Below are 19,826 nucleotides of genomic sequence, written 5' to 3'. Positions count from 1 at the left end.
GCCACACTGTGTGTTCCTACCGCAAGCACCAACAAGGAAGCAGACCATGAACCGAATCACGCTCGCCGCCCTGATGTCCACCCTGGCTTTCGCCGGCGCCGCCAACGCCGCCGTGCTGAACGAAAGCAATCTGTCGATGGCCGACGCCCAGAAGCTCGCCACCGCCACGGTCGCCGCCTGCCAGGCCAAGGGCTATAACGTCAGCGCCTCGGTCGTCGACCGCGCCGGCCTGCTCAAGGCCTTCGCGCGCGCCGACAACGCCGGCCCGCACACCATCGAAGCCAGCCGCGCCAAGGCCTTTACCGCCGTCTCGGCCAAGACGCCCACGTTGGCCATGATGGAAAATTCGCAGAAGAACCCGGGCGCGGCCAACCTGACCGACATCCCCGGCTTCCTGCTGCTAGGCGGCGGCGTGCCGGTCAAGGCCGGCGCCAACGTGATCGGCGCCATCGGCGTGGCCGGCGCGCCGGGCGGCAACCTGGACGCCCAATGCGCCGACGCGGTGCTGGAAGAAAACGCCGCGATGTTCAAGTAAACCGGGGTTCGGCGGCGGGCGGCTAGAACAGCATTTTGACGCCGGCATTGACGTTGTAGCTGCTTGTCTTCCTGCCGCCGATGCCCTTTTCCAGGCCGCTTTGGATGTTCACGAAGGTATTTTTGCCGACGACCCGGTCGTACCCTAGCTTGAAGCCCGCCCGCGGGCCTGCCAGCTTGTTGTCGAACGACACGTCTCCCCGGGTCTCTGTCGGGTAGCGGCTGGACGAGTTTCCCGCCGTGGCAAGGAGATTCACCGTTGCCCATGCGGTGCTTGCCTTCGCGGATTCGGGCTCCCAGGTTTTGGAAAACCGTACGCCCAGCCTTCCCGTCAAGCTGTTTACACCGGGAATATCCACCGCGCTCACGGCATCGCTGCCGCCGGCATACTTGATGCGCTGATAGATCAATTGCGCCTGCGGCTCGACCCGCAGATTGCTCTCGTCCTCGCCCACGGCAAAAGACTTGCCGGCCTCCGCGGACGCCAGCCCGCCCCAGCCTGTGGTCTTCAACTCCAGATCGGCCGTGGCGGCGTTTGTCGTTACGCCATAGCGGCTTGCCTGCGTTACCAGATCCAGGTAGCCGCCCTTGCCGTCCAGGACCGTATAGTATCCGCCCAGGCTATAGGCCGATTGCCTGCTGCGTCCGGCAAAGCTGGATTTCCTGGCGCTTTCCGAATAATGATCCACATCAGAAACCATGGTCGCGGCGGATGCAAAAACCCCGGCGCTGCGTCGCGACAACCCCTTGAAGCTCACGTACACGTCCGTTCCCAGCTGAATACCGCCCAGCCTGGTCTTCGTCGCGATGTCTTCCTCGGCCCAGCCCATGCCGCTGCCGCGATTGCGGCCTAGCTCGGTCAGGGTGCGCGCCCATGCGTACGGGTAGACCTTGCGGGCCAGCGCTTCCGTCGCCCCCATCCGGTCGTTCAGGGTTCCGACGCTCAGCTCGCCATGGCGCGACGCCTGATTGCCCAATTGCGAGTAGATGGATACTTCCGGACGCGCTTCGCTGCGCAAGTACCAGTTGTTCGGATTTTGCCGGGCGCCGTCGACCAGCCTGCCGCCGTGCTGCAGCAGATAGACAAATGCGCCCCTGCGATTGCTCAATGGCGTTTCTATTTCCTGGACAAATGCATTATCCGTGGCGCCTCCCGCCTGAACCACCAGAAGGCCATCGCCATTCAAGGGGTCTCCTCCCGCGGCAGGCTCCATCCGCAGCGACAGGCTTGTCGTTCCCGTGGCTCCATTATTCAGGACGATGTAATCGCTCGCCCCGTCGTACTTCGGCACGGTAAACAGCTTCACGGTTCCGTTCTGGCCTACAAGGCTATCGGCCGTCACGCTTCTGCCCACGGATTCGCTCGCGGCAGTATCGGGCGCCGCGAAATTGACGCGGCCGGCAAGCGTCAATTCCCCAACGGTGCTGAGATTATTGCCGGCGGCCGGATTCCTGGCGTCCGACAGCACATTCCAGCTGCTTGAGCGGTCCACGCCCAAACTGCCGTTGCTGCTGATCCAGCCGTTCAATTCCGCATTGCGCAGATCCAGGCTTTCGTTCCTGCCGCGCCCTACGACCGCCGCAAGCGCAGCCGATCCGGACCCCAGCGTCGTGCCGTCGATGACCAGCGAGCCGCCGTTGATGTAGGTCTTCCCGGCGTAGGTGAGCAAGCCCGTCAGCGTGGTCTGGCCCGGCCCCTCCTGCAGGACGTCGCCCCGCCCGCCGATCGCATTCGCCATCACCACGTCGTCGGCGCGCCTGAACGCCAGCGCGCCGTGGGTGATCAATGCCCCCGGTCCGATCCTTCCGGCAACGCCGCCGTCGCCGAGCTGCAGCGTTCCTTCATCGACCACCGTGACGCCCTGATAGTCGCCGTCGCTTGCTACCACCAGCAGCCCCGCGCCGGTTTTTCCGAATACGCCGCCACTCCCTTCGACGACGCCATGGAGCACCGACCGCGCGCCTTCGTCGATCTGCACTCCGCCAGCGCTTTGCACAACCATGTTGCGGAAAATGGCCGCGTTGTCCAGAACCTGCAGCGCTCCGCCGTCCAGGTTCAAGGCATCGGCGACGCTGCCCAGGCTCAAGTCGCTGCGTATCGCCAGCGTCCCGCCTTTGAGCGTCCACGGCGTGCTGGCCTGGGTTGGCGTGTTCGCCAATTCCCAGGCGCCTTCGGAAGTTTTCTCGAAAGACGTGAAGCCTTGATAGAAATCCGTGGTCGCTACGCTGGTTCCAACGGCGCCCAGCTTGGAAACATCAAATGCAATCCGGGCGCCGGTGGAGGGATCGGTTTTCCCTGGTCCGTCCAGCACCAGCTTATTGTTGGTCGACCGGGTGGCATCGACCGCGCCCAGGATCTCGCTGCCCGCCTGCAGGCGCAGGATTGAATTGTTGGCGGTTTCCGCGTACATGATGGCCACGGCCTGCGCCGTGCCGACGCCAGGGGCAATCCGGCCAGCGTTGGTGATCTGGGTGTTGGCGCCGAGCACGTGCACACCGTAGCCGCCGATGGAGGTGCCGCCGGCGCCCGATGCAGGACCTCCACTGGCCTCGCCACCCTTGCCCCCCAATCCCCCTGGCGCGCCGCCCCCGCCGCCGCCGCCGCCGGTCAACTTGTCAGACGCGTCGGCCGCATCCGCGCCATTCAAGCTGGGAGCAGCGCCAACCTCCCCTCCTTCTGCACCATAAAACGTTCCGCCGCCGCCGCCAGCCGCGCCACCGCAACCATTGTCGGGACCCACTGCGCCAGTGCAACCGAAAGGATTATTGCTTCCCCCCGCTCCACCTGCCCCACCACCGAACTCTTCATTTTGCTGAGTCTGACTGCCATCCTCCCCAGCTTGTCCGCCGTTGCCGCCGTCACCCGCCGGATTGGCGTTGAGGTAGATTACGCGCCCATTGGCAACCTGAAAATAATCGATATCGCCGCCACCGCCGCCTCCGCCGCCCGCGCCGCCGACCCCATCGCCACCGGCCCCACCCCTAACCGCGAAATCGTTCCATGCGCTGCCTCCTCCCCCGCCCCCTCCGCCGCCCGCGCCGCCTTGAAGAAGCCCCAGGTTCGTCAGCACCGCGCCGTCCGCCAAAAGGCGAACGCCATGTCCACCCTGACCTCCGCTGCCTCCCGGCGCTCCCGCCCCAGAGTCCGTGACAGGCCGGACGCCACCGTTATTCCTCCCGTCGCCACCACCGCCGCCGCCGCCGCCTCCCCCTCCGCCGCCGGCGCCGCCAATCAAGCGGTCAGCATTCACGAACGGCGTCGTATCCGTCACCACGACGGCGACATGCCCGTCGCCGCCATTTCCCCCCGCGACGCCGGGCGCGCCTCCCAGTCCGGGAGTGCCGCTCTGCCCGATGATATCCCCCAGCACTTTGGACGGCATGAATATCGCCAGTCCGGCAACAAAAAGCGCCGCCCGCTTCACGCGAAATTCAAATATCCGCCCGTCCAGATAATCGCATTTGGAACTCACTCAACCACCTTGCATAGAATCAGCCATATGGATGCCTGCAATTCCACAAGGCGCATATAGCTATGCAATATTCAATTGAATAATGTGGGCGCAGGCGCTCGTTCAGCGTCGCCATGCTATGTGATTGATTAACTGGAGTATTGAGTACTAACACTCAACATTGCGATACGGGAAAAACCACACGGGATTATTGAGTAGCAACACTCAGCCCGTTCTCCAGGCCCGCAGCCCCGCCCAGATCCCCGCAAGGCAGGCCGCGCCGAATACCCATCCCGACAAGGCGCCGGCCATCACGCCCGACAGCAAGGTGCCGACAGTGCAGCCCAGCGCCGTCATGCCGCCCCAGCCCATCAGCACGCCGCCCGCGAAGTTTCGGACGATGTCCCGGGCGGAAGGAAGCCTGGGCCTGAAGGCGCCCGCCGCCAGCGCGGCCGCCCATGCGCCCGCCACCAGCGCAAGCACGAAGGCGCCGTTGTTCGACAGCAGCACGCGCTTGACCGCCGTCGCGCAGCCCGCGAACGTATCCAGCCCTTCAAGCCTGGCCGGCAGCCAGCCCGACGCGGAGGCCGCGGTGCGCGCCAGGCTGCCCAGCTCGGCCGTGACGCCCAGCGGCGCGATGCGCAGGTAGGCGATGACGCCGATGAAACCCACCAGGATGCCGCCCACCGCAGGCGGCCAGCGGTCCTGCAGGACGGCGCGCCACAGCGGCGCGGCGGGCCGGGCCGGCAGGTCCGCGCCCCGTCCCGCAAGGCTCAGCGCCCATGCCAGCGCCGCCAGCACGCCGCACTGAAGCAGCACGCTGCCGCCATAGCCCAGATGCTGCGGCAGCCACGCCACCGGCGCCTCCCGGATCATGGCCAGATACAGCGTATTCCACGAGGCGAACCCCAGCACGAAGCCCGCCGCCGCGCCCAGCAGCGCGAAGGGCGAGGCCAGCGCGCCTTCGCCCAGCCGGTAGAAATGCGCGCTGATGCAGGACCCCGAGACCCGCATGCCGACGCCAAAGACAAACGCGCCCGCGACAAGCGCGAGGCTGACCGGCCCGATATGCGCGCCGGGCGGCAGGCGGCCCGCGGCGGGAATGGGCAGGAAGGCGCCGAACACCGCGTGATAGCCCAGGGCGCCCGCGCCCAGCGCGATCAGCACCGCATACAGGCCCGCGGTCTCCCTGCGTTCGATGAAATCGCGCGCGATGCAATAGAAACAGAAGCGCGAGCGTTGCAGCACGATGCCGAACGCCGCCCCCAGCAGGACGGACAGCGACAGGCTGCGCCCGCCCTCGGGCACGGAGGACAGCAGCCACGCCGCAAGGAAAACGGCCGCCAGCACCAGGGCGGCCGCACTATGGCGCAGGGCAATCACTCAGGTCTTGCCCCACACGGTGCCCGACGGATTGCTGATGGGCGATCCGACACTGTTGCCGTACTCCGTCCACGATCCATCGTAATTGCGCACGTCGTAGCCCAGCAGCTTGCTCAGCGCGAACCAGGAATGGCTGGATCGCTCGCCGATGCGGCAGTAGGTGATGATGGGCTTGCTGCCGTCGACGCCGGCGGCCTGGTAGATCGCCTTGAGTTCGTCGGCGGACTTGAACGTGCCGTCCTCGGCGACGAGCTTGCTCCACGTGACGTTGACGGCGCCGGGCACGTGGCCCGCGCGCACCGCCAGTTCCGGCACGCCATTGGGGGCAAAGATCTTGCCGCTGTATTCGTCGGCCGAACGGATGTCGACCAGCACGCCCTGCTTTTCCTTGCGCGCAACGGCCAGCACATCCTGCAGGCGCGCGCGCAGGGCCGGGTTGGCGTCCTTGATGCGGGCCGTACCGGCCGCGTGAATCTTGGCGCTGTTGGACAGCGGGCGTCCTTCTGCTTCCCACTTCTTGCGGCCGCCGTCCAGGATCTTCACGTTGTCGACGCCGTAGATGTCGAAGATCCATGCGCCCCAGGCGGCGAACCAGTTGTTGTTGTCGCCGTAAAGAATGGTCGTGGTGTCGGCGTCGATGCCCGAGCGCGCCAGCAATGCCTGGAACTGCCTGGGCGGCGCGATGTCGCGGTTCACGGTGTCCACCAGGTCCGTATGCCAGCTGGCATTGGCCGCGCCGGGGATATGGCCGCGTTCGTACAAGCCGGGGTTCACGCTGACTTCAACCACCCGGACCTTGGGATCGTTGAGGTTCTTCTCAAGCCATTCGGTCGTGACCAGGTACTTGGCGTGCTGCGCGGTCGTGGGGAAGGCGACGAAGGTTGCCGCGGCGGCAAACCCGCCGGCCAGCAGTTTGCGAAGGGACATCGGATTCTCCTGAGATGGGCTGCTGACGAGCCCTTGGAATCCGGACGATATCGGGTCGTTCTCTAGCCGGGAACGACATTGTTTTTATATTCTGATTACCTGTTCAGGCAGTTGTCAGGCTGACAGCCTGCCGCGAACAAAACGGCGCGCCTGAGCGCGCCGTTCGTGTTCAGCCTTGGCGCTCCCGCGCCACGGAACGCGCAAGCGACAGATGCTTGCCGAGGAGGATCGCGTCCGCCTGGGCCGGATCACGGCGCCGCAGGTGGTCGTCCTCGCGCGGCTCCAGGTCCGCGGCCCGCACCAACAACAGCAGATCCCGCGTCTTCGACTCCGACACCGGAATGGTGCTGTCTCCAACCAGCTCGCCCTTCATGTACGTCTGCACGCGCATGGACAGGTTGCGCGACTGCGTGAGGGTCGCCGCCGCCAGCCTGCCTTCCTCGTAGCGGATGTCGGTCTGGCTGCTGACCTTGTCGTTGATCTGGTAGAAGCGATAGTTCTGCGAGTCCTTATCGTTGCTGAGGTCCAGCTTCATCTGCGGCGTCAGCGCCGCGTGGTAGCTGGCGGCCAGGTTCGAGCGTTGTTCCTGCTTGACGGCCAGGTCGAACAAGGGCCGGCCGCTGACGCTGCTGCTCTGCGCAACCTGGTAGGTGAACTGATCGATTTCACTGGTCTTGTACGGATTGGTCATCTCCATGGTCTGCGAGACCGAGGCCGAGAAATCCGCCACGCCAGACAGCAGGCTGCGATACGTGTAGCCGGCCGCCACGCGGCTGGACGCCTGGCTGGACGGCGCGGCGCCGGCCTCGTAGGTCTTGTGCAATTCGGTGAACGCATCCTTGAACAGCGCCATCAGATCGGCGTCGCCCTTGCCCCGCCCTTGCGCGGTATCGAACTGCTGCAGGTAATCGCTGACCGCCGCGGCCCGTTGCTGCTCATTGCCGAACAACGCGGGCTTGCTCACGTCGACATCGACCTTCACCACGCCGGCCGCGCTCTTGACCGTCAGGGAGCGCTGCTTGCTGTCGGCCACGAAATCGATCGTCTGCGCCATCACGCCATTGGTGCTGGAGGTGGCTTGCAGGGACACCGACGACAGCACCGCCGTGTTGAACTTTGCCAGGCCGGCCAACGCCATGCGCGGAGGCACGGAGGCCAGCCCATCGACCGCATCCTGGAACGACTTGGACAGGCCGGCGATCGCATTGCGCTCGGTTTCCGACAGTTCGCCGTCGGTCACTTCGATCTGCACGGCAAGGCCGTCCGCGTTGTTGCCCAGCGTCACGGCGACCTTCGCCCCGCTGGCCGTGGTGATGCGCAGCGTATAGGCATCGTCGGATTGCGCGGGCAGCCGGGCCGCCATGGCGTCCGTCAGCCCAGCCAGCTGGTCGGGGGTGCGCGGCAACACGGCGGACTGCGAGAAATTGCCGCCATCGGTCTTGAACCGCGCCAGCAGCGCCGAGGCCACGCCCTCCAGGCGGCCGGCCGCGCTGCGGGACAACACCGCGCTTGCCATGGCGGAGGACACCGCATCGACGGCGTCCCGTTCCCAGGTCACTCCGGAAGTCGAGGCCGTGGACGGCGGCGAGTACGTCAGCGTCGTGCCGGCGCCCTGGCCCAGGACGACCGACGTGGACGAAGGAATGGGTGGGGCGTTAGAAATGGTAACCGCGCGCCCGCCGCCGGACGATGCCGGTATAGGATTTATCGCGGTGAGCGGGCCCACTGAAGAAACGGATGTCAAGGCGTCTACTCCTCCGGAGGGCCATGAGCATCGTTGCCCATCCATCTCCCCCTTGGTTGCATGAGGTGTAACGGCAGAATTGCGCCGGAATTAAGCCCTATTTCGAGGCATCATCCTCAGCCAGTCATCGTGGCGCGTCTGGCCTGCCCTCCGCCTATACCTTTGCACGACGCGCCAAGCCCAGCGCAGTATGTTCGACCGGCGCGCAAGGCCCTAGTCTGTTCCTGAGGCACACCCCCCTGGAGAAACTGACCATGAGCACCATCACCACCCCCGACGGCGTCGACATCTTCTACAAGGACTGGGGCCCCAAGACGGCCCAGCCCATTGTGTTCCATCACGGCTGGCCGCTGTCGGCCGACGACTGGGACGCCCAGATGTTGTTTTTCCTCGCCCAGGGCTTTCGCGTCATCGCCCACGACAGGCGCGGCCATGGCCGCTCCAGCCAGGTCAGCGACGGCCATGACATGGACCACTACGCCGCCGACGCCTCCGCCGTGGCCGGACACCTGGACCTGCGCGACGCCGTGCATATCGGCCACTCCACGGGCGGAGGCGAAGTGGCGCGCTATGTGGCCAGGCATGGCGAGCCGCAAGGCCGCGTGGCCAAGGCGATCCTGGTCAGCGCCGTCCCTCCCCTCATGGTGAAGACCGAGGCCAACCCGGGCGGCACGCCCATCGAGGTGTTCGACGGCTTTCGCAAGGCGCTGGCCGACAATCGCGCGCAGTTCTTCCAGGATGTGGCCGCGGGCCCCTTCTACGGCTTCAACCGCCCGGACGCCAAGGTCTCCCAAGGCATCATCGATAACTGGTGGCGCCAGGGCATGATAGGCAGCGCCAAGGCCCATTACGAGGGAATCAAGGCCTTTTCGGAAACCGATCAGACCGAAGACCTGAAGGCGATCTCGGTCCCCACGCTGGTCATGCATGGCGACGACGACCAGATCGTGCCGATCGACGACGCCTCGCGCCTGTCGGTGAAGCTGCTGAAGAACGGCACCCTCAAGGTGTATCCGGGCTTTCCGCACGGCATGCTGACCACCCACGCGGAGGTGCTCAACGCGGACCTGCTCGCCTTCATCAAGGGGTGACCGGACGCCTGATCGCCGCCCTAGCCGGCGGCGATCAGGCGGATGGCCCGCGCTGCCGCCGCGCTCCAGCTGCGCCGTCTCGGCTGCGGGTGCTGGTGTGCTCATGAGGGAACCCGGTCCATGGAGGAGGAATGGGTCAGCCTACGCCCGGCGCCTCGGGCCGGACAACGTAGAAATGCGTCTATGGATATGCGGCGGGCGTTGCGCGCCTGGGGTCCAAGGCTTTTCGCCTCAGGCGTCGCCCTTGAGCTCGCGCTCCACGAGCTCGCGCGTCAGCGTGGGCACGAACATCTCGATGAAGTGAAAGGCGTAGCCGCGCAGCCAGGCGCCGCGGCGGATGGCGAGCCGCGTCAGGTTGATCTCGAACAGGTGGCGCGCATCGATGGCGCAGAGGCGCGTGTCACGCTCGGCGTCCCAGGCCACCGCCGCCACGATGCCCACGCCCAGCTCCAGCTCCACATAGGTCTTGATCACGTCCGCATCCATGGCGGTCATGACGATGTCGGGCGTGATGCCGGCCCGCGCAAAGGCCTCGTCGATATGCGCCCGCCCCGTGTAGCCGCGGCCATACGTGATGATGGGATAGCGCGACAGCTGCGACAGGCTCACGCCCTCGTGCTGCCGGTCCGGCGGCTGGCGGTCCAGCGGATGGCCGCGGGGCACGATGATGCTGTGGCTCCAGCGGTAGCACGGCAGGTTCACCAGCCCGGGATAATCGGCCACGGCCTCGGTGGCCACGCCGATGTCGGCCTCGCCTTCCAGCAGCATCTCGGAAACCTGCTTGGGCGAACCCTGGTGCAGATGCAGCACCACCTCGGGGTAGCGTTGGCGGAATTCCTTGATGACGGGCGGCAAGGCATAGCGCGCCTGCGAATGCGTCGCGGCGATGGACAGTACGCCCGTCCGGCTGTCCGCGTATTCCGCGCCCGCGTGGCGGATGTTGTCGGCGCATTGCAGGATCTGCTCGACCAGCGGCAGGATCAGTTCGCCCGGCGGGGTCAGGCCGATCAGGCGCTTGCCCGAACGCACGAAGATGTCCACGCCCACCTCTTCCTCCAGCTCGCGGATCTGCCGGCTGACGCCGGGCTGCGAGGTATGGAGGCTTTCGGAGACGTCGGTCAGGTTGAAGTCCTGGCGCACGGCTTCGCGCACGGAACGGAGTTGCTGAAAATTCATTGCGCGCCTTCAGCCCAGGATGGCCAGTTGATTGCCCGAAGGGTCCTTCACGTACATGATGCGCGGAAGGACGTCGGGCAGCGAGCAGACCGGATGATGGCCCGCCAGGCGCAGGCGGGCCAGGATGTCGTCATAGGCGCGGGTCTTGATGGCCAGGTAGTCGGGCCTGACCGCGCGGCTGACTTCCTCGACCGGCGACAGCGACAGAGTCGCCTCGCCCAGCGCAAAGCGCAGGCGGTCGTCGCCGGCGCCAGCCACTTCGTCCAGGCCGATGACCCGCAGGTAGAACTCGCGCACCGCGTCGAGCCGGCGCGACAAGAACGGAAGCTGTACCGAGTCGATCGAAAGAAGAGTAGACATGCCCTGCCGCCAGCCGTGGAACAGGGCAAATTCTAGTACCGCGAGGTACAACCAGACAAAGAGGTTGTAATTGCTTCTACATAGCCAGAAACCCTAAAGAGAACGGCTAATTTGCATATGCCTTGCGCGCCGCGCTCTTTGGCGCTACTTCAGCTTCACCTGCGCCGAGGCGATCACTTTCCGGTACGTGGCGATGTCGTCGCGCACCGTCTGGTCCACGGCCTCGGGCGCCGTGGCGGCGATGGTGAAGCCCAGGTTCTCCAGCAGCGCGGCGGTCTCGGGCTCGCGCAGCACGGCCACCACATCGCGGTTGATGCGGTCCACGACGACGCGCGGCGTGGACGCGGGAACCGAAAAGCCCTGCCAGCTTTCCACCACATAGTCCGGCAGGCCGGCTTCCTGGATGGTCGGCACGTCCGGCAGCGCCTTGGAGCGATAGGGTGTGGTGACGGCCAGCGCCACCAGCTTGCCGTTGCGCACGTTCTCGGTCGCGGCGGCCAGCGTGATCAGCATGGCGTCCACATGCCCGCCCAGCACGTCCAGCGTGGCCGGCCCGCCGCCCGGATACGGAATCTGGTTGGTCTTGGCGCCGATGCGCTCGTTCAGCAGTTCCACCGCCAGGTGCTGCAGGCTGCCCGTGCCGCCTGGCAGCGCCATCGAGATCTCGCCCGGCCGCTGCTTCACCAGCGCCACGAACTCCTGGAAGGTCTTGATCCCCAGGCCCGGTCGAACCACCAGCAGCTGCGGATTGACGACCGCCTTGGTCACGCCCTGCAGGTCGCGCACCGGGTCGTAAGGAAGTTTTCCCGGCTGCAAGGCATTGAGCGACAGCGCGTCGCCGCCCAGCAGCAAGGTGTAGCCGTCGCCGCGCGCATGCGCGACCGCCGCGTTGCCGATGGCGCTGCTGGCGCCGGGCTGGTTCTCGACCACCACGCTTTGATGCCACTTTTCGCCCAGCTTCTGGGCCACCGTGCGCGCCAGCTTGTCGGCGCTGCCGCCCGCCGACACCGGCACGATGATCTTGACCGGCCGGTTCGGATAGCGATTGGCGTCCTCGCCCGCCACGGGCGCGGAGCCCGCGAAGTTGCTCAGCAGTCCGGCGCCCAGCACCACGCCCACGATCAGTCCCAGGGCTGCCCGGACGGCCGGTTTGCGTTTGATGCTCATGCCGCCGCTCCGGTTTGCGCGCCGCGTTCCGTGCCGAATGCGCCGAACGGCTTGCCCAGCACGGCGTTCGAATGCCGGCCGTCCACGCCCACGGGCACATCGCCTTCGAGCGTGATGCGGTAGAGCACCCGCTCGTCGTCCAGGTAGGCGAAGTCGCCCGGCCCCTGATGCGCGGTTGCGCGGTTGTCCCAGAAGGCAATGCTGCCGGGCTGCCAGCGAAAGCGCGCGGTGTATTCGGGCCGCGTGATTTCCTCGAAGAACAGATTCAGCAGATGGCGGCTCTCTTCTTCGCTTACGTCCTTGATGCGGCGCGTGAAGCCGGGGTTGACGAACAAGGCGCGTTCGCCCGTCTCTGGAATCACCCGCACGACGGGGTGCTCGGACACCAGCGGGCTCGCCTGCACGCGCTGCGCATAGACGGTCTGGTTGTCGAAGTCGCCGTTGTAGCCGCCGAACTGGTGCCGCGCGCGCAGCCCGTCGGCCAGCGCCCGCACCGCGGGCGACAGATGCTCATACGCCGCCACCAGGTTGGTGAAGACGGTGTCGCCGCCATAGGCCGGCACCTGGCGGCCGGCGCGCAGGATGGAGCCCGCGGGCGGATTGACCACGCCGGTCACGTCGGTGTGCCAGCGCTCGCCGCGGCGGCCGGTGGTGGACTTGGAGGAAATGGTGCGGATCTGCGGATAGCCTTCGGGCGGGTTGGCATCGTAGGGATGCGCCGAGGTGGGCCGGCCGAAATACTCGGCGAACGCCAGATGCCGCGCGTGGTCGATGTGCTGGTCGCGAAAGAACACCACCTTCCAACGCAGCAGCGCGGCCTTGATCTCGTCGACCTCCGCGCTGCTCAAGGGTTGCGTCAGGTCCACGCCGTGGATCTCCGCGCCGGTGAAGACGGATAGCGGCCGGATGTCCAGCCGCATGCGTTCAAGTGTGGTCATGTGCCGCCTCGATCTGTGTTGTGTAAAAACAGAATAGGTGCGGCGCGCAAGCTCAACAAATACCGATACGCAATGTGAAAATATCCTGTTAGGCGCGCCTGGCCGTCAGGAACTCCAGCATGCGCCGCGCCAGTTCTCGCGGTTGCTCCTCGGGCAGATAGTGGCCGCAGTCCTGCAGCACGCCGCCCTGCAGGTCGCGCGCCAAGGGGCGCAGCGCCTCATGCAGGTCGGGCGCGCTGCCCCGGTCTCCGCCCAGCGCCAGCACCGGCACCGTCAGCGGCGTGTCGCGCAAGGCGCGGTTCTGCGCGGCGTCCTCGACCGCCGCGCGGTAGTACCCCAGCATCCCGCGCAAGCCGCCCAGCGTCTGGTGCACGCGTTCGTATTCGTCGATGTCGGCGCGGCTGAACACGCCCGGCTTGTTGGCCGTCTTGCGCGAGAAGAACCATTCGATCAGGATGCGTTCCCGGCCGGCCAGCAAGGCTTCAGGCAGGTCGGGAACGCTGTTGAAAAGGAAGTGCCAGCTCTTCCAGCTGTCGGGCCCCAGTTCAATCGAGGCTTTAAGCGTCACGCCGGGAATGTTCGCGTCCAGCAGCACCAGGCGCTCGACCTCGTCGGCATGGCGCGCCGCGTACGGGTACGCGATCCACGCGCCGATGTCATGGCCGGCCAGCGCATAGCGGGTCAGCCCAAGCGTGTGGAACAAGGCCCGCAGCCGCTCGCCCGCGGTGCGCGTGTCGTAGCCGTCGAGCGGCTTGTCCGAATCTCCCTGGCCCGGCAAATCCACGGCGAACACGCGGAAGTACGGCGCCAGCAGCGGCATCACGCGCCGCCATGCGTACCAGCTCTGCGGAAAGCCCGCCAGCAGGATCAGCGCGGGGCCCGCGCCGCCCTCCACCACGTGATATCCCAGGCCATCGACCAGCACCCGGCGATGCTGGAACCTCACGCCATCCAGCGCGAAGGCGTCCGCGTTCATCAATGCGTCCATTGCCGTTTGCTCCCGTTCAATGCAGCGCGCCGCCGCCCAGCTTGATGTCCTGCGTGACCGCCAGCGACGTGGCCACGATGATCTTCACCCCATGCACCAGCACGTCCAGCGCCAGGCTGGGCTGGCCTGGATGGCGCGCGGCCATCTCGGGCAGATACGGCACATGCACGAAACCGCCGCGCAGCCCGGGCCGTTCGGTGGCGATGTAATGGGCCAGGCCATAGAAGATGGTGTTGCAGTTGTAGGTGCCCGCCGTCAGCGACACCGAGGCCGGCACGCCTGCCGCCCGCAGGTCGCGCACAATGGCCTTGATGGGCAGGGTCGAGAAGTACGCGGCAGGGCCGCCGTCCACCACCGGCTCGTCGATGGGCTGGCGCCCTTCGTTGTCGGGGATGCGGGCGTCAACCACATTGATCGCCACGCGCTCGACGGACACATCGCTGCGTCCGCCCGCCTGGCCCAGGCAGATCACCAGATCGGGCTGCACGTCCTCGATCGCCTGGCGCAACACCCCCGCCACCTTGCCGATCACGCACGGCAGTTGGCGCGCCGCCAGCCGGGCGCCGGCGACGGCCTGGCCGTCCAGGCGCCTGGCGGCTTCCCAGGAGGGGTTCAGCGTTTCGCCGTCAAAAGGTTCAATTCCGGTGATCAGCACGGTGGGCATTGCGGCTTCCTTGTTGTGTTGCATGCCGGCCATGGTAGAGGCGCAGGCCTAAATTCTTGAAATCGATAATCGCTATTCGTACTATTGACTGTATGAATCTATCGTCTATCGACCTGAACCTGCTGGTGGCCTTCGAGGCGCTGTACGAAACGCGCAACGTGACGCTGGCCGGCCAGCGCATCCACCGCGCCCAGCCGTCGGTCAGCAGCGCGCTGAACCGCCTGCGACGCGTCTTCAAGGACGAGCTGTTCCTACGCACGGCCGACGGCATGCAGCCCACCGGCCGCGCCACGGCGCTGATGCCCGCCATCGGCGCCGCGCTGGACCAGATACGGCGCGCGCTGGAGCAAGGCGCGGGCTTTGACCCGCAAGCGGCGCAGGGCCGGCGCTTCACCATCGCGGCCAGCGACTATGCGGACATCGTCATCGTGCCCCATATCGTTGCCCGGCTACGGCGCGAAGCGCCCGGCGCGGACCTGCGCATCGCCCGGCTGGACCGCGCCACCCTCTACGAGCAGTTGGACAACGCCAGCGTGGACATCGCCATCGGCGGCCACCTGACCCCGCCCAAGCGCATGCGCGCAACGCGCCTGTATGAAGAACGGTTTATCTGCATCGCGGACAAGCGGCATCCCGCGCTGCGCGGCCGCAAGCTGGATCTCGACCGCTACACGGCGCTGCCGCATGCCTTGTTCGTGCCCAGCGACGACGGCTCGGCCCGCGGCGTGGTGGACGCCAGCCTGGCGCGGCTGGGCCGCAAGCGGCGCGTGGCCTGCACCTTCGCGCATATCGTCGCCCTGCCCCACGCGGTGCTCGGCACGGACCTGATCGCCACAATGGCGCGCCGCGCCGCGCTGCGGCTGGCGGGCAAGGACCTGAGCCTGCGCCCCCTGCCGCCGGAAGTCGATCCCGGCCCCTTCGGCATAGACATGATCAGCAGCCGCCGCGCCCCCGCCGACCCGGCCCTGGCATGGCTGCAGGGGCTGATCGAAAACGCGGTGCGGGATCTGGGCGGGAACGCCCCTACAGCCCGGGCGCCGTCGTAAACCCGCAACACCGTGATCTCGCAGGTGGTGGCGGCCATGGCGCAGCTCGATGCGCAGCTCGATGCGCTGCTGGATCCGGCCTGAGACATGGCCGCTCCCGCCCAAGACCCGGTCTACCTTGCCGCCCTGGAATGGCTGGCGCGCCTGAACGACGAAGACGCCGCCGACCAGGACCGCCGCGCGTTTGCGCGCTGGCTGGACGAAGACCCGGCCCACCCCGCCGCCTATGCGCGGGCGCAGGCGCTGTGGAACCGTTTCGAGATAGTGCGCCCCGCCGCCGACCGCATGCACCGCCGCCGCGCCGTGCTGGGCGCGCTTGCCGCGGTGGCGGCCGTGCCCGCCCTGTATGCGCTGTCGCGCCAGCACTGGCTGGCGGACTATCGCAGCGGCATTGGCGAACGGCGCCGCATCGTCCTTGCGGATGGCAGCGCCGTCGAGCTGGGCAGCGACTCCGCGCTGTCGGTCAGCTTCAGCCAGGCGCGGCGCCGGTTGACCCAGCATCGCGGCCAGGCCTACTTCCAGGCCGCTGCAAGCCGCCGTGGACCTGGCCCGGCGCACGCTGCCGGATCGCGACATCAGCTTCCTCGCGCTGCCCGGCTCGCTGTTTTCGTCCGAAGGCGCCTACACCGTCTTCATGCAGGGCCGCAGCACGCTGACGCAGCACCTGCTGCAACCGGTCGTCGTGCGCATCGCCGACGGCGCGCTGATCAGCGCCGAGCCGCCGCCCTGGTACATGTGGCTGCTGGAGGGCTCGCGGCCGCTGCATTTCGGCAATTACGCCGGCCTGCCGCTCAAGCTGATCTGGGCCTTGCTGGACCTGGCGACCATCGCCGCGCTGCTCACGGGGCTGTATCTCTATCTGCCGAAGAAACGCAGGCAGACAGGCGCAGCAGGCAATCCGCGTCCAGTGCGCTGAGGTCCACCACGCCGAGCAGGCCCATGTTGCGCCGGACCTCTTGCACGATGAGGGCGATGGCATGCGCCACGCCCCGTTGCCCGGCCACCGCCGCCGCGTAATTGAAGGGCCGGCCCACAAAGACGCAGCGCGCGCCCAGCGCCATCGCCTTCAGCACATCGGACCCGCGCCGCACACCGCTGTCCAGCATGACGTCCATGCCGCCCGCCGCGTCCACGACGGCGGGCAAGGCATGCAGGGGCGAGATGCTGCCGTCCAGTTGCCGGCCGCCGTGGTTGGACACGATGATGCCGTCCATGCCCTGCGCCCGCGCCGCACGCGCATCGTCCGGGTGCAGGATGCCCTTGATCACCATCTGCCCCTTCCAGCGGCGGCGGATGGCCGCCACGTGTTGCCAGTTCAAGTGGCCGCGATCCGAAAAATCCCGCAGCACGCGGGCGGACAGGATGGGCGCGCCGCGCGTCGCGTAGTTATTCTCGAAGTGCGGCATCCCATGGCGCGCGAGCGTGCGCAGGAAGGTGCCGAACAGCCAGCGCGGATGCGTCAGCCCCTGCCAGGCCAGGCCCAGGCTGGGCCGCAGCGGCGTGGAAAAACCCGCCCGCACGTTGTTCTCGCGGTTGGCGGCGACCGGCGTGTCCACCGTCAGCACCAGGGTCGACACGCCGGCGGCGGCCACCCGATAGATCAGCGCGGCGATCTGCGCGTCGTCGCCCGGCAGGTAAGCCTGGAACCAGGTGCCGGGCGCGGCCGCCATCACCGCCTCCAGGCGGATCAGGGACGACCCGCTCATGATGCAGGGCACGCCGGCGTCCGCCGCGGCGCGCGCCAGCACAATGTCGCCGCGATAGGCCGACAGCGCCGAGATGCCCATCGGCGCCACGCCCACGGGCGCGGCGTACTCGCGGCCCAGCACCGCGGCCCGCGTGCTGCGGCCGGACACGTCCACCAGCACCTTGGGCCGGAATCCGTACCCGGCAAAGGCCTGGCGGTTGCCGCGTTCGGACTGGCCGTCTTCCACCGCGCCGGACACGTAGGCGTAGATGGGCTTGGGCAGGCGCTTCTTGGCCGCCTGCTCGAAATCATGCAGGCTGAGCAGATGGCGCAGGGGGTCGGACATGCTGGGCTCCTCGCGGCGCCGGGCCCGTGGCGGGCGCGCCGGTTCTCGTCGGTGTTGGCGGACGACTATAGGCGCGGCGCCAGTTTGAATAAAGTGACTTTATCGATCCTCGTCACTACACTTTTATTCGCCCTCACCATCGGTTCACCCCGCCATGACGCTCAAGCAACTCGAAGCCTTCTACTGGGCCGCTACCTGCAAGAACTTCGCCATCGCCGCGAACCGGCTGAATATCTCGGTGTCATCGCTGTCCAAGCGCATCGGCGAACTGGAAGCCTCCATCGGCGCCGATCTCTTCAGCCGCAGCGCCCGCAGCGCCACGCTGACGGCGCTGGGCGAACAGCTCGCGCCGCACGCCAAGGACCTGCTGCGCAACGCCGACCAGTTCATGCAGCAGGCCAGCAACAACCTCACCTATTCGGGGCGCTGCCGCTTCGGCGCGGGCGAACTCACCTCGCTGACCTGGATGCCGAGGCTGATCGAAGCCATCCAGCGGGCGCACCCCAACCTGCTGGTCGAGCCGTTCGTGGGCGTGGGCGAACTGGTGGAGCGCGGCCTTGAGGAAGGCGAACTGGATTTCGCGGTGATCGCCGGCCCCTCGTCGCGCGCCTCGATCGCGTCGCGCCTGATCGGCAGCGCCGAATTCGAATGGGTCGCATCCGCGCGCGCCGTGCCCGACCCCGCCGCGCTCACGCCCGCGGACCTGCCGGGCCTCACGCTCATCACCTTGCCGCAAAGCTCCGGGGCGATCCGCATCCTGGACGACTGGCTGACCGAGCAGCGCGTATCGCCCGGCCGCAATCAATGCTGCAACAGCTGGGGCGGCATCGCCGGCATGCTTCGGCAGGGCCTGGGACTGGGCTTTCTGCCCACCGCCTGGGCCCGCATCCTGATAGAACGCGGCGACGTGCGGCCGCTGCCGGGCTTCGCGCCCCTGCGCCCGCTGCCCTACACCTTCCAGTGGCGCCGCGACGACACGCGGCCCATGCTGGAAAGCCTGCGCGCGCTGGCCCAGGACTGCCTGGACTTCCACGCGCCGACCTGCCTGGCGTAGTCGCCGCAAGGCGAATGCTTTCTAAAAAGCGATTTATCGAAGCGCAAATTATTCGCTTTATCTCCTGTTTAGCGCCGGGTAGAGTCGCCTCGAAAGCACACCCACGGAGACAGAGCGCCATGCCGGATTTTGGTTTCACCCTGCAAGACCGCCCCGCCGGCCGCTACCGCGCCTGGGTCGACGCCGCGCTCAAGGCCAGGGGCGCACTGTGACGGCGGCGGCGAAGGACAAGACGGCCAGGCTGTGCCGGCTGGACCTGTGGCTGAACCCGGTGTTCGACGAGATCGTCGGCGCAGCGCCCGGCATCTCGCTGTCGGTGCTGCCCGCGCGCGGCGGCGACGCGCGCACGCTGGCCGGCCTGAAGACGGCGCATGCCTATCACGTGTCCGCGGCCAAGGACGAACTCCCCCGCCAGTGGTTCGTGAACGCCGGGCTGATCGCCCAATGCCCGGACCTGGTGTGCGTATCGTCCGGCGGCGCGGGGTACGACACGGTCGACGTGGCCGCCTGCACGGCCGCCGGCATCGCGGTGGTGAACCAGGCCGGCGGCAATGCCGCGTCCGTGGCCGAACATACCTATGCGCTGCTCCTGGCCGTGCAGCGCCGCGTGGTCGAGTCGCACAACCGGCTGCGCCACGACGCGGGCTTTACCCGCGAAGACCTGATGGGCCATGAGATCCATGGCGGCGTCATCGGGCTGGTGGGCATCGGACAGATCGGCACGCGCGTCGCCCGCATTGCGCAAGGCTTCGGCCTGCGCGTGCTCGCGCATGACCCGCTGCTGGACGCCGACACCATCCGCAGCCGCGGCGCGGAACCCGTCGCGCTGGACGAGCTGCTGGCGCAATCGGATTTTGTCTCGCTGCATTGCCCGCTGGACGCCTCCACGCGCGGCATGTTCGGCGCGCAGGCCTTCGCGGCGATGAAGCCGCATGCGGTGTTCATCTCGACCGCGCGCGGCGGCATCCACGACGAAGCCGCGCTTTACGACGCGCTGCGCGCCGGCCGCCTGCGCGGCGCGGGCCTGGACGTGTGGCGCCAGGAACCGCCCGACCGCGACGCCCCGCTGCTGGGCCTGTCCAATGTGGTCGCCACCTTTCACACGGCCGGCGTCACGCACGAAGCGCGGCGCAATGTCGCCCGCTCGTCGGCCACCCAGCTTATCGCGATGCTGCGCGGCGAACGGCCGCCGCAGCTCATCAATCCGGAGGTCTGGCCCATCGCCGCGGCACGCATCGCAAACCTGAAATAACAGTGCGGCAGCAAGCC

Annotated in this window: 17 protein-coding genes and 1 pseudogene; 7 read left to right on the top strand and 11 right to left on the bottom strand. The window is 67.3% G+C overall.

The features are described 5' to 3' along the window. The first annotated feature begins 46 nt into the window (after nucleotides 1-46). Entirely contained in the window at nucleotides 47-535 is a 489-nt protein-coding gene (locus ACFWP0_RS21590; protein ID WP_377845462.1) for a heme-binding protein, read from the top strand. 22 nt (nucleotides 536-557) lie between these two features. Here ACFWP0_RS21590 and ACFWP0_RS21585 read toward each other — a convergent pair whose 3' ends face one another. From ACFWP0_RS21585 to ACFWP0_RS21570, 4 genes are all read right to left on the bottom strand, one after another. Then, nucleotides 558-4,007: an autotransporter outer membrane beta-barrel domain-containing protein gene (locus ACFWP0_RS21585; protein ID WP_377845460.1), complete on the bottom strand. Its 3,450-nt coding sequence runs from the start codon at nucleotides 4,005-4,007 to the stop codon at nucleotides 558-560. A 204-nt stretch (nucleotides 4,008-4,211) separates the two neighbouring features. Further along, nucleotides 4,212-5,369, bottom strand: coding sequence for a YeeE/YedE family protein (locus ACFWP0_RS21580; RefSeq protein WP_377845459.1), 1,158 nt, complete (start codon nucleotides 5,367-5,369; stop codon nucleotides 4,212-4,214). Further along, complete coding sequence (locus ACFWP0_RS21575; protein ID WP_377845457.1) at nucleotides 5,370-6,296, bottom strand: sulfurtransferase; 927 nt, start codon at nucleotides 6,294-6,296, stop codon at nucleotides 5,370-5,372. It abuts the gene before it with no gap. Nucleotides 6,297-6,465: 169 nt separating this feature from the next. Then, nucleotides 6,466-8,040 (bottom strand): hypothetical protein, encoded by a 1,575-nt coding sequence (locus ACFWP0_RS21570; RefSeq protein WP_377845456.1) that lies wholly within the window; start codon nucleotides 8,038-8,040, stop codon nucleotides 6,466-6,468. 254 nt (nucleotides 8,041-8,294) lie between these two features. Between ACFWP0_RS21570 and ACFWP0_RS21565 the strand changes: the two genes are divergently transcribed. Next, nucleotides 8,295-9,131, top strand: coding sequence for an alpha/beta fold hydrolase (locus ACFWP0_RS21565; protein ID WP_377845454.1), 837 nt, complete (start codon nucleotides 8,295-8,297; stop codon nucleotides 9,129-9,131). A 231-nt stretch (nucleotides 9,132-9,362) separates the two neighbouring features. Here the strand turns inward: ACFWP0_RS21565 and ACFWP0_RS21560 are convergent, their stop codons facing one another. From ACFWP0_RS21560 to pcp, 6 genes are all read right to left on the bottom strand, one after another. Next, nucleotides 9,363-10,307 carry a CysB family HTH-type transcriptional regulator gene (locus ACFWP0_RS21560; protein ID WP_377845452.1) on the bottom strand — a complete coding sequence of 315 codons (945 nt, stop codon included), beginning with the start codon at nucleotides 10,305-10,307 and terminating at the stop codon, nucleotides 9,363-9,365. Between the two features lie 9 nt (nucleotides 10,308-10,316). Next, nucleotides 10,317-10,667, bottom strand: coding sequence for a VOC family protein (locus ACFWP0_RS21555; protein WP_377845450.1), 351 nt, complete (start codon nucleotides 10,665-10,667; stop codon nucleotides 10,317-10,319). Nucleotides 10,668-10,811: 144 nt separating this feature from the next. Beyond that, the gene (locus ACFWP0_RS21550) at nucleotides 10,812-11,834 is read right to left on the bottom strand and encodes a Bug family tripartite tricarboxylate transporter substrate binding protein (protein WP_377845448.1); all 1,023 of its coding nucleotides are present in this window, start codon (nucleotides 11,832-11,834) and stop codon (nucleotides 10,812-10,814) included. Further along, nucleotides 11,831-12,772: a TauD/TfdA dioxygenase family protein gene (locus ACFWP0_RS21545; RefSeq protein ID WP_377845446.1), complete on the bottom strand. Its 942-nt coding sequence runs from the start codon at nucleotides 12,770-12,772 to the stop codon at nucleotides 11,831-11,833. Before ACFWP0_RS21545 ends, ACFWP0_RS21550 begins: the two co-directional genes overlap by 4 nt. Before the next feature lie 88 nt (nucleotides 12,773-12,860). Next, nucleotides 12,861-13,760 (bottom strand): alpha/beta fold hydrolase, encoded by a 900-nt coding sequence (locus ACFWP0_RS21540; protein ID WP_377845445.1) that lies wholly within the window; start codon nucleotides 13,758-13,760, stop codon nucleotides 12,861-12,863. A gap of 16 nt (nucleotides 13,761-13,776) precedes the next feature. After that, on the bottom strand, nucleotides 13,777-14,424 hold the full coding sequence (pcp, locus tag ACFWP0_RS21535; RefSeq protein ID WP_377845443.1) for a pyroglutamyl-peptidase I: 648 nt from the start codon (nucleotides 14,422-14,424) through the stop codon (nucleotides 13,777-13,779). A gap of 92 nt (nucleotides 14,425-14,516) precedes the next feature. On the opposite strand from pcp, the gene ACFWP0_RS21530 reads away from it, so the two are divergent. The 3 genes and pseudogenes from ACFWP0_RS21530 (at nucleotide 14,517) to ACFWP0_RS21520 (ending at nucleotide 16,386) form a co-directional block, all read left to right on the top strand. Next, a complete protein-coding gene (locus ACFWP0_RS21530) occupies nucleotides 14,517-15,470 on the top strand; it encodes a LysR substrate-binding domain-containing protein (RefSeq protein ID WP_377845441.1) in 954 nt (317 codons plus the stop codon). A gap of 87 nt (nucleotides 15,471-15,557) precedes the next feature. Beyond that, nucleotides 15,558-15,950 (top strand): annotated as a pseudogene (locus ACFWP0_RS21525) (DUF4880 domain-containing protein); the annotation flags it as partial. A gap of 58 nt (nucleotides 15,951-16,008) precedes the next feature. Continuing rightward, nucleotides 16,009-16,386 carry a PepSY domain-containing protein gene (locus ACFWP0_RS21520; RefSeq protein WP_377845439.1) on the top strand — a complete coding sequence of 126 codons (378 nt, stop codon included), beginning with the start codon at nucleotides 16,009-16,011 and terminating at the stop codon, nucleotides 16,384-16,386. Here ACFWP0_RS21520 and ACFWP0_RS21515 read toward each other — a convergent pair. Beyond that, complete coding sequence (locus ACFWP0_RS21515; protein ID WP_377845437.1) at nucleotides 16,310-17,503, bottom strand: alpha-hydroxy acid oxidase; 1,194 nt, start codon at nucleotides 17,501-17,503, stop codon at nucleotides 16,310-16,312. The genes ACFWP0_RS21520 and ACFWP0_RS21515 overlap by 77 nt on opposite strands. A gap of 154 nt (nucleotides 17,504-17,657) precedes the next feature. On the opposite strand from ACFWP0_RS21515, the gene ACFWP0_RS21510 reads away from it, so the two are divergent. Both ACFWP0_RS21510 and ACFWP0_RS21505 read left to right on the top strand, forming a co-directional pair. After that, nucleotides 17,658-18,557 (top strand): LysR family transcriptional regulator, encoded by a 900-nt coding sequence (locus tag ACFWP0_RS21510; RefSeq protein WP_377845435.1) that lies wholly within the window; start codon nucleotides 17,658-17,660, stop codon nucleotides 18,555-18,557. Between the two features lie 208 nt (nucleotides 18,558-18,765). Continuing rightward, nucleotides 18,766-19,809 carry a hydroxyacid dehydrogenase gene (locus ACFWP0_RS21505; RefSeq protein ID WP_377845433.1) on the top strand — a complete coding sequence of 348 codons (1,044 nt, stop codon included), beginning with the start codon at nucleotides 18,766-18,768 and terminating at the stop codon, nucleotides 19,807-19,809. Nucleotides 19,810-19,826 lie beyond the last annotated feature (17 nt).

The organism is Achromobacter sp. NPDC058515 (assembly GCF_042721735.1).
Classification (GTDB): Bacteria; Pseudomonadota; Gammaproteobacteria; order Burkholderiales; family Burkholderiaceae_B; genus Achromobacter.
The sequence above is the reverse complement of the archived record's forward strand: the minus strand, read 5'-3'. Positions and strand labels throughout refer to the sequence as shown.

Coding starts and splice junctions, on each gene's coding strand:
- ACFWP0_RS21590 (WP_377845462.1), top strand. CDS start 47: ATGAACCGAATCACGCTCGCCGCCCTGATGTCCACCCTGGCTTTCGCC.
- ACFWP0_RS21575 (WP_377845457.1), bottom strand. CDS start 6,296: ATGTCCCTTCGCAAACTGCTGGCCGGCGGGTTTGCCGCCGCGGCAACC.
- ACFWP0_RS21565 (WP_377845454.1), top strand. CDS start 8,295: ATGAGCACCATCACCACCCCCGACGGCGTCGACATCTTCTACAAGGAC.
- ACFWP0_RS21560 (WP_377845452.1), bottom strand. CDS start 10,307: ATGAATTTTCAGCAACTCCGTTCCGTGCGCGAAGCCGTGCGCCAGGAC.
- ACFWP0_RS21555 (WP_377845450.1), bottom strand. CDS start 10,667: ATGTCTACTCTTCTTTCGATCGACTCGGTACAGCTTCCGTTCTTGTCG.
- ACFWP0_RS21550 (WP_377845448.1), bottom strand. CDS start 11,834: ATGAGCATCAAACGCAAACCGGCCGTCCGGGCAGCCCTGGGACTGATC.
- ACFWP0_RS21545 (WP_377845446.1), bottom strand. CDS start 12,772: ATGACCACACTTGAACGCATGCGGCTGGACATCCGGCCGCTATCCGTC.
- ACFWP0_RS21540 (WP_377845445.1), bottom strand. CDS start 13,760: ATGGACGCATTGATGAACGCGGACGCCTTCGCGCTGGATGGCGTGAGG.
- pcp (WP_377845443.1), bottom strand. CDS start 14,424: ATGCCCACCGTGCTGATCACCGGAATTGAACCTTTTGACGGCGAAACG.
- ACFWP0_RS21530 (WP_377845441.1), top strand. CDS start 14,517: ATGAATCTATCGTCTATCGACCTGAACCTGCTGGTGGCCTTCGAGGCG.
- ACFWP0_RS21515 (WP_377845437.1), bottom strand. CDS start 17,503: ATGTCCGACCCCCTGCGCCATCTGCTCAGCCTGCATGATTTCGAGCAG.
- ACFWP0_RS21510 (WP_377845435.1), top strand. CDS start 17,658: ATGACGCTCAAGCAACTCGAAGCCTTCTACTGGGCCGCTACCTGCAAG.